Genomic DNA, 16,614 nt, shown 5'->3' with positions numbered 1-16,614 from the left:
GCTCTCAAAAGTAGCGTAGAATTAAGGAGCAGCGCTGCGCAAAGAAATGGCACCCATATCACGCTGGATAATATTCGTCAGCAGCAGCTTGGTCACCTCAAGCTCAGTGACGGCGTCTGGCAGCACCTCAAAGCCATGATATGGGGAAGTGTCAATGCTATTTAACGCCACAAAATCAGCCAATCTAAGCATTTGCATGCCGGCATAACCACAAGGGTTAATGGCATTAAAGGCACCCAGATCACAAGTGAGGTTTAGGGCAATGCCGTGGTAGCTAAAGCCGTGCTTAATCTTAAAGCCCAATGAGGCAATCTTACCGAGCATCAGCTCATCTTTGTTATAAATATAAACACCGGGCGCATCTTTACGGGCTTTGGCATAAAACTCTGTAGCGGCTGGCTGACGGCTTAATACCGCATTTAACACATCTTCAATGCTTTGCTCTGCATGTGATACCAAGTCTCGCACCGACCAGCCGGCATTATTTAAGTCAATTAGCCAATAAATGACCAATTGCCCTTTGCCATGCCAGGTGACTTGGCCACCACGATCGGTATGGATAATGGGTGTATCACCGCGCTGTAATATGTGCTCTTCTTTGCCGGCTTGACCGAGGGTATAGACATCCTTATGCTCGACAATCCACAGCTCATCGGGGGTGATAATGCCTTGGCGTTTTTGTTCGATACGCTTTAAAGTATGGCTCAGCATAGCAGCGTGCGTCTGCTCATAATCGGCATCAATTAAGGTACGTAACTTAAAAGCGCTTGGCGCTTTGGCGTCGCCTATAGCGTCGCTTTGGGTTTGGTTGTGAGTAGAAATCATAATCAGCTATTGTTTTATTTGGAGGTTATAGCATATCATGGGGTCATCGAGCTCGCCATAGCTGAACACTGCTATATTGATTGCTTTTTTTAAGTGTCGCATAAGCGACCAAAACTTTCATGTTATGACCTTTGTTTGACTTTGCTCTGTATTATTTGTAAACCTGTTGTCTTCCTAATTCTTCTACTTTGTTGTATCGATTCCATGCAGTCGATGCCTTAAAAGGACTTTGTTCAATGAAAAAATCTGCCTTACGTAAAGCTGTAAAAAACAAAAACATCGTAATCACTGGGGGCTCTAGTGGTATTGGCGAGAGCACCGCTTACTTGCTAGCAGAGGCGGGCGCGCATGTGATTTTAATTGCCCGATCTGTCGATAAGCTTGAAGCAGTACAGGCCAAAATTACAGCCTTTGCCGGTAAGGCCAGTATCTATAGCTGTGACTTAACGGACATGGACGCCATTGTAGAGACAGCCCAACAGATTTTAAAAGAGCAAAAGCATGTAGATATCTTAGTCAATAATGCAGGCCGCTCAATCCGCCGCTCTGTTAATGAGTCAATCGATCGCTTTCATGACTTTGAGCGGACCATGAGCATCAACTATTTTGGTGCCGTTAAGTTGGTGTTAGAGTTTATTCCAGGTATGATAAAGCGCAAAAAGGGTCAGATTATTAATATCTCATCGATTGGGGTACTGGCCAATACGCCTCGTTTTTCGGCCTATGTGGCATCAAAAGCTGCCCTTGATGCGTTCAGCCGCTGTGTGGCTGCTGAAGTAAAAGGCAAAAAAATCCATCTGACTTCTATTTATATGCCTCTGGTGCGTACGCCTATGATTGCACCGACCAAGATGTACAACTACATGCCCGCGCTAAGCCCGCAAGAAGCGGCAAACTTGGTGGCCAAGGCCATTATCGAAAAGCCGGTCAGCATCTCAAGCAACATGGGCCGTTTTGCATCAGCCACCTATTCTTTAGTGCCCAAATTTAACTTAGGTATTCAGTCTTTGGGCTATCGCATTTTCCCAGACTTTAAGGCCGCTAAGCAGGAAAATGCGAAGCCCAATGTGCTTCAAAGAGCCTTTGCTCGGATTTTGCCTGGTGAGCCACATTAATAATTTATTACGTTATATGAATGATTTAAAGCAGAATACGACTCTTATTTATGCTATCTTTTTTAGTCATTAGTTTAAGTTAACCTATGTTTAGCTAAAGCTTGGTGTTATTGGCCGGATCATAACGGGTTGTTCACTCTTGGATTATCGCGTTATGCTGCATAAATTTACTCACAACCATCAAAAGGATATTTGAATGAGTCAAAGTATAGTTAAGACCACTGAGCAATTGAACGCTCAATTTGAGCATATGCGTGAGCTGACTCGAAAAAAGCCCATTAACGACTGGTCAGATAGAGAGGCTTTATTAAATAGTTTGTCGGCGATGCTTACCGAAAACAAAAAGCGTTTTGCCGAAGTGATTAGCCAAGATTTTGGCAATCGTAGCCAAGATGAAACTCAGTTTGCAGAAATTTTTCCAAGCTTACAAGGCATCGCGCATGCCAAAAAACATGGCAAGTCTTGGATGAAGACCCGCCGCGTGTCTATTTCTACCTTTTACCGCCCTGCCCATAATGAGCTTCAGCCGCAGCCTTTAGGGTTGGTGGGTATTATGGTGCCTTGGAATTATCCGCTGTTTTTAGCTGTCGGCCCAATGATTGATGCGCTGACTGCAGGCAACCGTATTATGATAAAAATGAGTGAATCGGCGCCGTTATTTGCCGAAACCTTTGCCGAAGCGGTGGCTGAATATTTTCCGTCTGATGTGGTGTCTGTGGCAGTCGGTGAGTTAGATTTGGCAGTGGCCTTTAGTGGCTTGCCATTTGATCATCTGCTCTATACTGGATCGACCAATGTGGGTAAGCAGGTTATGGCGGCAGCAGCGCCGAATTTAACCCCAGTAACTTTAGAGCTTGGCGGCAAATCTCCAGTTGTGGTACTAGAAGATGCCAATTTAGAGACAGTGGTTAATCGTATTATGATGGGTAAGACGCTTAATGCTGGCCAAACCTGTATTGCGCCGGATTATGTGCTTATTCATTCCAATCTGCACAGCAAGTTTGTGAAGCTTGCTAAAGAGTGGATGATTAACCATTATCCAGATATTGCCAACAATGCTGACTATACACGTATTATTAATGCCAGTCAGTTTAAGCGGGTGCAAGGCTATCTTGAGAAATTGCCACATGAGCAACTGGTCCCGTTAACCGACATCGCGGCCAATGCAGATACCCAGTTTATGCCGCCGGTAGCGGTACTTAATCCAGCCCCTGACAGTGAGGTTATGCAAAATGAGCTGTTTGCACCGATTATTCCGCTAGTGCATGTCAATGGGGTGCGTGATGCGGTAGAGTTTATCAATAGCCGTCCCAGACCTTTGGCATTATATATCTTTGGCGAGGACAATTCAGATATTGAGTATGTGCGTAATTATACCGTATCGGGCGGTGTGGCCATTAATGAAGTGATTATGCACGTGGCTCAGCATGAGCTGCCCTTTGGTGGTGTGGGTCATTCAGGCATGGGTGCTTATCATGGTCAAGCAGGTTTTGAGCGTCTAAGTCACATGAAGCCGGTGTTTGTGCAATCAAAATTCAATGCGCTAAACATCATGTTGCCGCCTTATAGCGACTTATTTAGAAAAGGGTTGGACTTTTTGTCTAAGTAAAGGTTGTGAATTAACCTAAGAGACTCAAGACAATAACCACACCCAATTTACCAAGTCTATATTAGTCTCATAAAAGGCCCTTCTATCATAGAGGGGCCTTTGTTTTTGATAGCTATGATCAACACCAAAACCTAACTAAAACAAAGAGATAAAAGGAAATTATGATTGTTATCAATAAACATATTCATTTAACCGACAAAGAGGTCGAGCTTCACCCAATGCGGGCGCAAGGCGCGGGTGGCCAAAATGTGAATAAGGTGTCCTCTGCCATTCATCTGCGCTTTGATATTGTTGCCTCAAGTCTGAGTGATGCTGTCAAGCAGCGGTTGCTTGATAGCAAAGACAGCCGCATTAGCAAAGAGGGCGTGCTTATTATAAAAGCGCAGCAGCACCGCACCCAAGAGCGCAATAAACTTGATGCTATTGAGCGCTTAAAAGACTTTATAAAAAAGGGTACTGAGGTTAGCAAAACTCGAACACCGACCAAGCCTAGCCGCAGTGCCAAACGCAAACGTACCGACAGTAAAGTGCAGCGCGGCAGAACCAAGGCGCTACGTGGTAAGGTCGATTTTGAGTAGGACACAATGCTGGCTTGAGGGGCAGGCTGTGGGGCAGGCGTTGTTTAGTGATCATCAAGTGTAACGCTACACTCTGTATTGGTAATTTTTAACAGATTACGGTATAAACAATATAGATATTTTTCACAATGATATAAAAAAATTTTGATTCCCATAATAAAATAGGTACTCCCTTGCGCCCACTTAAATTGCATTACCCTCGCTCTATCAAACATTATTCCCTGATGGGCTTGCTGCTACTGTGTCTGTCTATGTGGTCTGCGCCGGTTATGGCCGCTTGTGGTGCAGGCGATGGCAAGCCGGTGAAGTTTGGCTCCTTAACTTGGGAGAGTGGCCAATTTATCTCCTCTGTGCTACAAATCATCGCAGAAGATGGCTATGGTTGTGATACCGATCTGGTGCCGGGTGCAGGCCCTGCGTTAGAGACGGCATTGGCACAAGATGACATACAAGTGATTGGCGAGCAGTGGGTGGGGCGCTCGCCTATCATGGAGGAGGCGATTGCCGCAAATAAGGCTGCCGTCATTGGGGATACGTTACAGGGCGGTGCTACTCAAGGTTGGTATGTGCCCAAATACGTCCTTGATGACAATCCTGGGCTAAAAAGCTATCAAGATTTACCTAAATATGCCCATCTATTCACCGATCCTGAAGACCCTACCAATGCGCGATTTTTAAATTGTCCCACGGGGTGGACTTGTGAGATATTTAATACGCATTTGCTAAAAAACACCGGCTTGACCACACCCAATAGTGAGGGCATAAAATTTAATAACGTCCATCCAGGCACCGGTGCGGCGCTAGATGCTGCGATAGCTTCAGCCTTTGAGCAGCGCAGGCCTTTGTTGTTTTATTACTGGCAGCCAACCGGTCTTATGGCCAAATATGACTTTGCTGAACTTACTTTTGCCAAACACGATGAGCTGTGTTGGGATAAGCTGCTTGATGCAGAGAGTCAGACCGACTGTGTGTCAGGTTTTCCGGTATCCAATCTAGGGATTGCGGTCTCCACCCCTTTTATAAATACCTATCCACAGCTGGCCACTGCCTTTAAAAAAGTACAGTTCGCCCCTGATACCCTAAACGGCGCTATTTTGCAGATGAGTGAGAATAAGCGCAGTGGGGAGGCGCAAGCCCGTCTGTTTTTACAACAGAACCCTAAGCTATGGCAGCAATGGGTGACACCTGAAGCAGCACAAAAGTTAGCCACAGCGCTTAACGTATCTTTAGATGGCTCTACAGCTGACAAGGGTACTAATATGGGTGCTAACCCTATCAATACTAGTGCGGCAGCTTTGAGCGGGTTTCCTGAGTGGTCATTTGAAAATCAATTAAATAACTCACTTAGCTATGTGGTACAAAACTTTGGCACTGTATTTCGGTCAATTAGCCACGGCACCTTGACCTATTTGTTACTGCCGATAGAAAAGCTTATGCATCTGACACCGCCGTGGCTGATTATTGGCTTAGTGGCGCTGTTGGGCTGGCTGGCAACCCGAAAGATTTGGTTTGCGGTGAGTTGTGCGCTTGGTTTGTTCTTAATTGGTGCGTTTGGACTGTGGCCTGCTTTGGTGCAGACCATGGCGCTGCTGATTGTGTCGGTAATTGTGACTATGGTCGTGGGTATTCCCATGGGTATCTTAATGGCCGGCAGTAGCAGCTTAAGAAAAGTAGTCACTCCGGTGCTCGATGTGATGCAGACCATGCCAAGCTTTGTGTATTTAATTCCAGTGCTCATGCTATTTGGTATTGGTAAAGTACCTGCCTTATTTGCCACCATTATTTATGCCTTACCGCCACTGATTCGTCTGACCATGCTGGGTATTAAGCAAGTGCCACATGAGATGATAGAGGCCGGCCGCTCTTTTGGTAGCAATCACAAACAGCTGCTAATTTGGATCAAATTGCCACAAGCACTACCCAGTATTATGGCCGGCATCAATCAGGCGGTCATGATGTCGCTGTCGATGGTGGTACTGGCCTCTATGATTGGGGCGCCAGGGCTTGGGGAGGATGTGCTGCAATCGATTCAGACGCTAAATATCGGTCAAGGTTTGCAGGCAGGCACCGCCATTGTGATTATGGCGATTATTATTGATCGTATCACTCAAGCCTTTGGGCAAGGACGGCGCGCACGTGATGAGCTTCGGCACTCAAACCACAGTCATAAGCTGTCGCCTTAACCCACTTTATTCGCCCTATTTAGTTTTTATTCATTTAGCAAAAGATGACCGCCATGAGCCACATTCAATTACAAAACGTCAGTAAAGTTTTTGATGCCACGCCAAATGAGGCTAAGCAAGTGCTTAGCCTGTTACAGCAGGGCATGAGCAGCAGTGAAGTGCGTGAGCAGACCGGATATTCGGTAGGCTTATATGATATTAATTTGAGTATAGAGGCGGGCGAGCTGCACTGTATTATGGGGCTATCAGGCTCCGGTAAGTCCACTTTAATTCGTCATATTAATCGGCTTATTGACCCAACTGACGGCAAAATCTGGATAGACACTCAGCACAGTGTGGGGAGCGCTGATTATTTAGACGGTGCTGAGCATATCTCTGATCAGCCGAAAGTGATTAATGTGATAAGCCTAAGCGATAAGCCATTACAGCAGTTTCGTCAGAACAATGTCAGCATGGTGTTTCAGCATTTTGGCTTAGTGCCGCACATGACTGTGATTCAAAATGTGGCGTATGGACTGCGGGTACGAAAAATGACCAAGTCCAAGCGTCATGAGATAGCACGTCATTGGTTGCATGAGGTGGGATTAGAGGGCATAGAGACGAGCTATCCTGATGAGCTATCAGGCGGTATGCAGCAGCGAGTGGGCTTGGCGCGCGCCCTAGCGGTAGATACGCCCATTATCTTAATGGATGAGGCCTTCTCAGCACTTGACCCGTTAATTCGTGGTCAATTGCAAGACCAATTGCTTGAGCTGCAGCATAAGCTTAATAAAACTATCGTATTTATCACCCATGACATTGATGAGGCGATTAGGCTGGGTAGTCGTATCAGTATCTTAAATGGGGGACGTTTGGTACAAACAGGCACACCGCAGCAATTAAAGGCGCATCCTGCCGATGCGTATGTGGAACGCTTTATGGTGGCCAGAGGCTGACCTCTTATGTGGTAGTTATATTGCAGGCTTGTATTTTGCACAAATCAGCCTTTGCAATCTACATCAACAGCCGCCATTATAATGACATAGCCTACAGGTTATCACTATAAATAGCTTAGGTAAAATAGCCTAAGCAAATAAAAAGGCCCTATGCCCATGTCACACTCAGCCACTCAAACACCCGCTGACAAGCGCCCGCAATTAAAGCGCCTTGTCATTCTAACCGGCTTTATAGTCGCCAGTGGCACCTTATTGCCTGCCTGCGGCAAAGTATCTCAAGATAACACGCCCAAACCCACAGCAGAATCTTCGAACACAGGGGTTACTGACAGCCGTGATATGCTGCCAAGCGACGTGCTTAACCAACTAAAGGCTTTGCCACAGCTAACCCAAGGCCTTGGGCGTAATGGGGCTGAGGTCTTGGATCCTAATAAGCCAACTTTGGTGAAGTTTTGGGCAAGTTGGTGTCCGCTTTGTTTAGGGACGCTTGAGGAGACCGAAAGCTGGCGTAAAGATAACGCCTTTGACGGACTCAATGTGGTCACGGTGGCAAGCCCTGGCCATCTGAATGAAAAACAAGCGGCAGACTTTACTCAGTGGTATGCAGGCGTGCAGGCAGATTATCCTAAGTTGCCGGTATTAGCGGACAGCTCGGGCAGCTTAATTAAACAGCTGGGCGTGCAAGTGTATCCAAGCTGGGCTATTTTGGATAAGCGCGGTAATCTGGTGCGCCTGATTAAAGGTAACTTGAGCAAAGAGCAGGCGTATGCGTTAGCTGAAAACGCAGACAATGATTTTGCAGCGCTTAAAAATAGCAAAGCCAAGCCCACTCAAACGGGCGCTGATAGTACAGCAAGCGCTAAGTCTGGTAGTCCTAATAATAAAAACGGGGTGTATTACAATTCAGCTGGCACGCCGATTAATACCAAGACCATTTATTTGGCAGGAGGCTGTTTTTGGGGGCTAGAGGCCTATATGGAGCGAGTTGATGGGGTCGTAGATGCCATCTCTGGCTATGCCAATGGCAACCCAAAAGTGACTGACCCAAGCTACGAGCAAGTGATCGCTGGGTCTGGTCATGCTGAGACGGTCAAAGTAGTCTATGACGCTGATAAAATCGATTTGGAAACGGTTTTAAAGTACTATCTAAGGGTAATTGACCCGACCAGTCTGAACAAACAAGGCAACGACCGTGGTGTGCAATATCGTACCGGTATTTATTATACTGATGCGTCCGATAAAGCAGCAGTTGACAAGGCGTTAGCTTCTATTAAATCTAAATATACTAAGCCAATTGTGGTTGAGCACCAGCCCTTACAAAACTTCTCATTGGCCGAAGAGTATCATCAAGATTACTTGGCTAAAAACCCCAATGGCTATTGTCATATTGATTTAAGTCTAGCGGACGATAAGCTACAGTCAACCAATAAAACAGTCAAGTTGGCGGCGGCCAATACAGTTGCTGAAGCACTTAACCCCAAGCGTTATGCAAATTTTGATAAAGATGCGTTAAAAAACACCCTAACTAAGGCGCAGTATGACATTACCCAAAAGGCAGGTACTGAGCGCGCTTTTAGTCATGAATACGATCATTTATTTGCGCCAGGTATCTATGTGGATGTGGTGAGCGGTGAGCCCTTGTTCTTATCCACTCATAAGTATGACTCAGGCTGTGGGTGGCCAAGCTTTTGGCAGCCGATTGCCCCTGAAGTAGTTACTGAACATAAGGACATGGCCTTTAATATGGTGCGCACTGAAGTACGTTCGCGCGTGGCTGACTCACATCTGGGTCATGTCTTTAATGATGGCCCAAAAGATAAAACAGGTCTGCGCTACTGTATCAATGGCGGCGCGCTACAGTTTATTCCAGTCGATAAAATGCCGCAGTCAGGCTACGGCGTTTTTGTCGATCAAGTGGCGGTTAAGTAAATACTCGTTTAATTAGTGGCTGATTAGTAGCCCACTACTGCAGCATCTACCTGTCTTGGATCAGTGGCCCCATATTTGCCTTTTGGGGTTACCATGATGGATTGAGTAGAGCCCATGGTCTCTTTTGGAGATATCTTATGGCCCATGGATTCAAGCTTGCGGATGGTGTCCACATTAAGCGCTTTTTCAATACGAATTTCATCCGGCATCCACTGATCATGGATACGCGGAGCATGAGTGGCGTCCGCAATGTTCATGTCATGGTCAATGACGTTGGAGATTATCTGAGTCACTGTGGTGATAATACGGCTACCACCTGGACTGCCAGTTACTATGTAAGGCTGATTGTCTTTAAAGACTATTGTCGGGCTCATAGAGGACAGCGGGCGCTTGCTGGCAGCAACAGCATTGGCGTCATTACCCAATAAGCCATAAGCATTTGCGGTGCCAGGTTTGGCCGAGAAGTCATCCATTTCGTTATTTAATAAGATCCCTGTGCCTTCAGCGACTAGGCCGGTGCCATAAGAGAAGTTTAGGGTATAGGTATTGGCCACCGCATTGCCATATTTATCGACAATAGAGAAGTGCGTGGTCTCATCGCTTTCGTAAGGGACAGGGTTGTCTGGCTTAACTTGGCTAGCAGGGGTGGCTTTATTGGGATTAATCTTTGCTCGAAGCTTCTGAGCATAAGTCTTAGAAGTAATACCAGATAGGGGAACATCGATAAAGTCTGAATCACCCAAATACTCTGCACGATCTGCATAGGCCAATTGCATCGCCTCAGACATTAAATGAATGGTCTGGGCACTGTTTTGCCCATAGTCCTTAAGCGGATAACCCTCCAAGATATTAAGAATCTGCACAATGTGGGCACCCCCCGATGATGGTGGCGGCATAGAGGCAATCTCATAGCCGCGGTAGGTACCACGTACAGGCTCACGCATCACCGCTTTGTAATTAGCAAAGTCTTGTAGGCTCATGATACCGCCTGCTTCATTAACTGCTTTGACGATTTGCTGTGCTGTTTTGCTTTTATAAAATCCATCGGCACCTTGTTTGGCAATGAGCTTAAGCGAGGCGGCAAGCTGTGGCTGATACAAACGCTCGCCGACGTCATAAGCACTGCCGTCGGGCTTAAAGAATATCTTAGCCGTACTGGGCCATTTTTTTAGTCTGTCCTCTAAGGCGTTCAATGAATCAGCCAGGCCAGGTGTCACCTCAATGCCATTCTCAGCTAAGTCAATGGCGGGTGCCATGACTTTACTTAGCGGCATACTGCCAAATTGCTCAAGTGCTGTGACCAGGCCTGCCACGGTACCTGGTACGCCAACAGCCAAACCATGATAGCGAGACAGCTCAGCGTCTGCTTCTCCATCTGCGCCCAGATACATGTCCTTGTATGCCTTAATCGGCGCCTTTTCACGATAATCCAGAGCCACAGTTTTACCGGTTTTGGCATCATAAATCATCATAAAGCCACCACCACCGATATTGCCTGCGCGCGGTAAGGTGACTGCCAATGCAAAGCCGACAGCCACGGCGGCATCTACTGCATTGCCGCCATCTTTGAGGATTTGCAAGCCAATCTCTGAAGCCAGTGCTTCTTGAGATGCCACCATGCCATTTTTTGCCCATAGCGGGTGGTGAATGGCATCGGGTGAAAATATAGCAGTGTCATCTAAGCTTGCCGTGGTGCTCGTGGGTTTAAGAGCAGTTGTCTGGCTAGAGGGGGGAAGGGCTTTTAAGGTTTTGGTTTCAAAGATCTGTAGCGCTTGGGTGTCAGCCGCCGCAGTTGAGCCAAATCCGAAACTTAATAAGCTGGATAACGCTAAAGCGGTAACCAGCTTGTGATAAGACGGTAATGGGTGTTTTTTCATCGAACAATCCTCTCTTCCATGAGTGGCTTGATGCGGTCATGCTGGCGCGATATGACACAATGGCAAAGTTGATTAAAAGCTCATTAAACTCTCATTAAAGTTAACCAAACTATAGGTTGAGCTGTTGGCCAATTTTTAAAGTAACCGCTAACTGATAAGCGGTATGTGCCACATTAGAATACGCTTCAGCCATGACTTTATCTAAGCTGTCTAGTTTTTGAATACTGGGCACAACCACATCAAAAGGTGACATGGCAAATGCTTTGGCATTAGAGTCAGCACAAACGCTGGCACTCGGCTTTGAGTGTAACGAATAATGACGATCCACACTACCACAAATTGCCATTACCGGTACATTATGTGCTCGAGCTTGTCTGGCCACGCCACTGGCCACCTTACCCATAGCAGTCTGTGGGTCAAGCTTACCCTCACCGGTAATGGCTAAGCTTGCTGTGGTCAAGTGCTTGTCTAGGGCCACCGCATCAGCAATGGTATCAAAGCCGGATTTTAATTCAGCGGCACAAAAAGCCATTAGCCCAAAGCCAAGTCCACCTGCTGCACCTGCGCCTGCAGAGACACGGCAGCTATCGGCGCAGATGCTCTGGGTTTGACACACATCAGCAAAATGCGATAAAGCTTGATCTAAGCTTAGCACTTGCTCAGGGGTAGCACCTTTTTGTGGTGCAAAGACATGACTGGCACCCGTAGAGCCACATAGCGGGCTGGTCACATCGCAGGCGACAGTGATCTTGATATCAGACAATACATGTAGCGCGGTACGGTCAATACTGTGAGTATGAATAAGGCTGGCACCCCCTGGCGGCAACAGCTTGCCAGACGCATCTAAGATCTTAACGCCCAAAGCCTGTAGCATACCTGTGCCAGCATCATTGGTCGCACTGCCGCCAAGTCCAATTAAGATCTGCTTTGCCCCTTGGTTAATGGCATCGAGGATCATTTCTCCCACGCCATAACTGCTGGCGATGAGTGGATTTCGCTCATGATCTGCCAATAAATGCAGTCCGCAAGCTTCAGCGATCTCGATAACGGCAGTGGCATCAGCGGTGAGCAAGTATTTGGCGGTAATGGCGCGCATTAACGGATCATGCACGTCAATCTCTCGCCACTGTCCATCGAGTACATAAGACAATACTTCAGAGGTGCCTTCGCCGCCATCGGCTAAAGGCAATAGGGTGTAATTGGCTTCAGGATAAACTTGGCTAAACCCTTCTTGAATAGCACGGCACACACCAATGGCGTCTAAGCTTTCTTTGAATGAGTCAGGGGCAATTAAAATATTCATGGGCAGTGGGGTACTCAAAAGACAAATAGATAATAAAACTTGGTCATGTCGATGACGCTTTTATGGATTACCAGACTATAAAATAATTATAAAAACACCAAAGTCAGTAGCCAAATAAAGATAATACTGGTTACCCCTTGGATACCTGTCGCTACAGAATGTGCTTTATAAGCTTGTGACACACTCATGCGGCTAAATTGACTGACAATCCAAAAGAAGCTGTCATTGGCGTGAGAGATGGTCATAGCGCCAGCACCGATGGCCATTACGGTGAATACTCGGCCAAGCTCACTGTCTAGACCAATTTGCCCCAATAGTGGGGCTACCATGGCTGAGGTAGTAACTAGGGCTACAGTAGTTGAGCCTTGTGCTGTCTTTAAGGCGGCTGACACAATAAAGGGCATGAAGATACCAAGACCCAGCGCCGACAAAGTAGTGCCTAGATAATCCCCAATAGGAGTGGCTTTCAACATAGCACCGAACGCGCCACCAGCACCTGTGATTAATAAAATTGGTGCAGCAATGACCAAGCCTTCTGAGATAGATTGGCTCACTTGTTGTGTTTTATCATTACCTTTAATTAATAAGAAAGATAGAAATAAACCAATTAATAACGCCGTTAATGGATTGCCTACGAAGATAAGCAGGTCAATAAATAAGCCACTACCTAAAGGTGCAGTTGGGAAGTTAGCTACTGATGACAAGCAAATTAAGATAATCGGTACGATGATTGGTAAGAAAGCCATGGTAGCTGAGGGCATGTGTGGATAATCAGCACGGGTTTTTTGGTTTTCAGGCTGAATAGCCTCTAATGTCTCGATAGCTTCTATATTATCTGGTTCAACATTTAAAAAGCGGTTGGACCACCACCAGCCAGCCATTACTGCCACAAAAGTAACCACAACACCGACCATAATGACCAAACCTAAGTTTGATTCAAGACCCAAATTGCCTGCAGCGGCAATGGGTCCGGGCGTTGGTGGTACGAAAGTATGGGTAGCATATAGGCCAGTTGCCAAGGCCACACTCATTGCTACGCTTGATACCTTCATGCTTTTGGCTAACGACTCTTTTAGTGAGTTTAAAATAACGAAGCCTGAATCACAAAATACAGGAATAGACACCACAGCACCGACCACAGACATGGTCAAGGTAGGAAAACGTTTACCAATGAGCTTGATAACAGCCTCGGCCATAACAATTGCTGCACCAGATTTTTCTAGGATTAAACCAATGATGGTACCAAATACGATGACCAGACCTATATAGCCTAAAATTCCCCCAAAGCCTTCGGAGATAATTTTGGCGACATCGGCAATGGGTACTTGATAAAACATCGCAACCAAAAACGCAGATAAAATTAAGACCAAAAACGGATGCCATTTTAGCTTAGCAGTGGTAAAAATAATAAAAACGATGGTCATCAATAACCAAAATACAATCATAAAGAATCCTGAGCAATCTAATGCTATTTTTGTTGATTTAGAAAGTAACAGCACTCAATCAATAGGCTGCAATAAATAAGTGATGGCAGATTAATCCACGTTAAAACAATAAAAACTGAGGCAAAACAAATGTAAGGGTTAAAGCACCACTTATCGTTGCCCCTTATTCAGCATCCTCCTCAGAAACTTGAGTCTGTATCTCTTGAGCTGAGTTTGTCTTTGCATCCGGCTTTAAAGCAGGGTCTGCATTTTTTTGCAAATCAGCGGTTGTCCCATCTTCATCAAAGGCTGCATCAAGTGCTTGCTGTACCGCTTCAATGCGTGCTTGGCATACTTTATAAGCGGCGATAGATTGCTCTACGGTATTCATCAGATTATCAATATCGGGCTCATTTGAGTTTTGCAGCTCTTCGGCATTAATCTTTAGAATTTGATAGGCTTCTTTAAATGTTTTTGGCGTGGTTTTTTTGCGGGTACGTGTGGCCATAATAAAGTCCTTATAGGGGTTGATAGATTTACAATATATTAAGCATTAAGATAAGAGCAAAAGAGTCAATAAGCATCAATTAGCTTTGGTCAGATTCAACATTTGGAAGTGTGGTAACCTTATAGACCACCGCTTTGAGCTCACCGTCACTCATAGCAATCTTCAAAAAGTCACCTTTTTCAACAGTAGCTACCGAGCTTAGGTATTTATTATCCAAGTTTTGGACAAACGCATAGCCTTGGTCAAGTAAGCGGGCTGGGTTCTGAATTAAGACCACTTGTTGGTAATAACGTACTTGCCTTTCAGCATCATCGAGTCGTTTATAACTGCTATTTTTTAGGGCTTGATACAGGCTGTCCATTGACGCATTGGCACGAGATAAATGGCTATAGCTTAGCTGCTGGATACGCTGCATATTGGTTTTGGCCGTCATACTTGCTTCACGAAGCTCAAACTTGGCATGCTGCTTGATACTATTAAAATGTGAGTCGCTTAAGTGTTGCCAGCGCTGCAGGTTATAGCTGCTTGAATTTTGAATGGTGCTAAACTGACGTTCGGTGGCCATTGCCGCTTGATTAAGCTGCTGCTGGCTGATGTGTTGAATGGCATCGGCATAGTCTTGGGTGCGCTGCATTAGGCTGGCAAGGTGATTGGTGATACCGGCAATGACTTTAGACGGGGTATCAAAGCTGGTGTGCGCTACCTCATCCAAGATGACATTGTCACGCTCGTGACCGATACCGACCCAGACGGGAATGGGCTGCTCAGCAACCAAAGCGGCCAATTCATAATCATTAAGGTAGGATAAGTCACCAACGGCGCCACCACCACGGATAATGACCATGACATCGGGCAGTCGCTCGTACTGTTTTTTGGAGACAAGCATGCCTTTGGTAATGGCATGGCGGATCTCTTTGGGGGCATGATTGCCTTGGAAAGTGGCGTGATGATAGTGAAAGTGACAGGCACCTGTGTCCTCAAGCCTATTGGCATCAGCTTGAAAATCACCCAGACCGGCGGCCTTTTCAGGGGCGATAACCAGCACATGCTCGATATCAAATGGCGGCGGGACTTGCTTATTTAAATTCAAGAGTCCTTCAGCGCTTAACTGCTCAAGCATGGCGGCATATTGACGCGCCAAATCGCCTAAAGTGTAGCTGGGATCTATATCATTAATGGCTAGCGAAAAGCCATATAAAGGATGGAAGGTGGCGCTCACATTGAGTAAAACAGTGACATCTCTGTCAAGCTTCATGCCGGTGGCGCGCTCGAACTTGGTCAATACTCTGGCCGCTTTAAAGCGCCATAAGTTACCGCGGCAACTGGCAATAACTTTGCCCTCGTCATCTTTTTCAGCCAACTCAAAGTAATAATGTCCACCTTTGCTGGATAAATTACGAATCTCAGCTTTGACCCAAACGCTGTGGCGAAACGTTTCTTTAACCACCAGCTCAACGGCTGCTAAATAATCACTGAGCCTAAGCACGGTATTTTCTAATTCATCGTCAATCGGATCGATGAGCATCTCGCTTTTTATGTCTTGGGTATCAAAGTCGCTATTGTCCGCGTCTGGTATATCAAGGCGAGATAAGTCTGGCTTAGGCATAATATCAGTCTATATCAAAAAAGAGGTTAAGGTTCAAAACTGTGAAGGCGATACTTGTGAGAAAAACACAGAGGGTATTATAGCCTGATAAATAAGGTATGCCCTAAAGATTTGAACCCAGACTGTTAAAACTGTTAATATATAACCGCAGTAATTCGACAACAAAAACACAAAACCTAAATTGGAGATAAGAATGATTACCCATGTACCTGATGTAACCTTCAAAACTCGTGTCCGTGACGAATCTATCGGTGGAGAAAATCCATTTAAATGGTATGACTTAACCACAGATGAGTTATTTGCCAATAAAAAAGTAGTTGTGTTCTCCTTGCCGGGTGCTTTTACACCAACCTGTTCGACCAGTCACTTACCGCGCTACGAAGAGCTTTACAATGAGTTCAAAGCGTTAGGTGTAGATGAGGTTGTTTGTGTATCAGTAAACGATGCGTTTGTTATGTACCAGTGGGGCTTGAAGCAAGGCCGTGAAAATGTTTTCTTGCTGCCTGATGGTAACGGTGAGTTCACTCGTAAAATGGGTATGTTGGTTGATAAGAGCAACCTAGGCTTTGGTATGCGTTCATGGCGTTATTCGATGTATGTCGATAATAAAGAAATCAAACAAGTATTTATGGAGCCAGGTTTCGATGACAACTGCCCAACTGATCCATTTGAAGTATCAGATGCCGATACTATGTTAGAGTACTTAAAAAGCCAGAAATAAA

12 protein-coding genes and 1 pseudogene are annotated in these 16,614 nt (G+C 45.8%); 7 read left to right on the top strand and 6 right to left on the bottom strand.

What is annotated here, in order from left to right:
• Nucleotides 1-21 precede the first annotated feature (21 nt).
• On the bottom strand, nt 22-825 hold the full coding sequence (gene lipB / locus DLE54_RS06335) for a lipoyl(octanoyl) transferase LipB (protein ID WP_413775355.1): 804 nt from the start codon (nt 823-825) through the stop codon (nt 22-24).
• A 236-nt stretch (nt 826-1,061) separates the two neighbouring features.
• On the opposite strand from lipB, the gene DLE54_RS06330 reads away from it, so the two are divergent.
• The 6 genes from DLE54_RS06330 to msrAB all read left to right on the top strand — a co-directional run bounded on the left by DLE54_RS06330 (nt 1,062) and on the right by msrAB (nt 9,174).
• Entirely contained in the window at nt 1,062-1,940 is an 879-nt protein-coding gene (locus DLE54_RS06330) for an SDR family NAD(P)-dependent oxidoreductase (protein ID WP_110816628.1), read from the top strand.
• Nucleotides 1,941-2,136: 196 nt separating this feature from the next.
• Nucleotides 2,137-3,549 carry a coniferyl aldehyde dehydrogenase gene (locus DLE54_RS06325; RefSeq protein ID WP_110816627.1) on the top strand — a complete coding sequence of 471 codons (1,413 nt, stop codon included), beginning with the start codon at nt 2,137-2,139 and terminating at the stop codon, nt 3,547-3,549.
• Between the two features lie 161 nt (nt 3,550-3,710).
• Nucleotides 3,711-4,127, top strand: coding sequence for an alternative ribosome rescue aminoacyl-tRNA hydrolase ArfB (gene arfB / locus DLE54_RS06320; protein ID WP_011960618.1), 417 nt, complete (start codon nt 3,711-3,713; stop codon nt 4,125-4,127).
• 224 nt (nt 4,128-4,351) lie between these two features.
• Nucleotides 4,352-6,310, top strand: a complete 1,959-nt coding sequence (locus DLE54_RS06315; protein ID WP_110816626.1) for a glycine betaine ABC transporter substrate-binding protein — start codon at nt 4,352-4,354, stop codon at nt 6,308-6,310.
• A gap of 53 nt (nt 6,311-6,363) precedes the next feature.
• Entirely contained in the window at nt 6,364-7,245 is an 882-nt protein-coding gene (locus tag DLE54_RS06310; RefSeq protein WP_110816625.1) for an ATP-binding cassette domain-containing protein, read from the top strand.
• Nucleotides 7,246-7,401: 156 nt separating this feature from the next.
• Nucleotides 7,402-9,174: a bifunctional peptide-methionine (S)-S-oxide reductase MsrA/peptide-methionine (R)-S-oxide reductase MsrB gene (msrAB, locus tag DLE54_RS06305; RefSeq protein WP_110816624.1), complete on the top strand. Its 1,773-nt coding sequence runs from the start codon at nt 7,402-7,404 to the stop codon at nt 9,172-9,174.
• 23 nt (nt 9,175-9,197) lie between these two features.
• Here msrAB and ggt read toward each other — a convergent pair whose 3' ends face one another.
• From ggt to xseA, 5 genes and pseudogenes are all read right to left on the bottom strand, one after another.
• Nucleotides 9,198-11,051, bottom strand: a complete 1,854-nt coding sequence (ggt, locus tag DLE54_RS06300; protein WP_197708880.1) for a gamma-glutamyltransferase — start codon at nt 11,049-11,051, stop codon at nt 9,198-9,200.
• Nucleotides 11,052-11,160: 109 nt separating this feature from the next.
• On the bottom strand, nt 11,161-12,354 hold the full coding sequence (locus tag DLE54_RS06295) for a glycerate kinase (RefSeq protein WP_110816623.1): 1,194 nt from the start codon (nt 12,352-12,354) through the stop codon (nt 11,161-11,163).
• 86 nt (nt 12,355-12,440) lie between these two features.
• On the bottom strand, nt 12,441-13,799 hold the full coding sequence (locus DLE54_RS06290) for a GntP family permease (RefSeq protein WP_110816622.1): 1,359 nt from the start codon (nt 13,797-13,799) through the stop codon (nt 12,441-12,443).
• Between the two features lie 277 nt (nt 13,800-14,076).
• Nucleotides 14,077-14,286, bottom strand: a pseudogene (gene xseB / locus DLE54_RS06285) (exodeoxyribonuclease VII small subunit); the annotation flags it as partial.
• A 79-nt stretch (nt 14,287-14,365) separates the two neighbouring features.
• Nucleotides 14,366-15,892, bottom strand: coding sequence for an exodeoxyribonuclease VII large subunit (gene xseA, locus DLE54_RS06280; RefSeq protein ID WP_110816621.1), 1,527 nt, complete (start codon nt 15,890-15,892; stop codon nt 14,366-14,368).
• Nucleotides 15,893-16,085: 193 nt separating this feature from the next.
• Here xseA and DLE54_RS06275 point away from each other — a divergent pair, with 193 nt between their 5' ends.
• Nucleotides 16,086-16,613 (top strand): peroxiredoxin, encoded by a 528-nt coding sequence (locus tag DLE54_RS06275; protein WP_011960609.1) that lies wholly within the window; start codon nt 16,086-16,088, stop codon nt 16,611-16,613.
• Nucleotide 16,614: the final 1 nt, after the last annotated feature.

This window comes from Psychrobacter sp. YP14, from assembly GCF_003209315.1.
Lineage (GTDB): Bacteria > Pseudomonadota > Gammaproteobacteria > Pseudomonadales > Moraxellaceae > Psychrobacter > Psychrobacter raelei.
The sequence above is the reverse complement of the archived record's forward strand: the minus strand, read 5'-3'. Positions and strand labels throughout refer to the sequence as shown.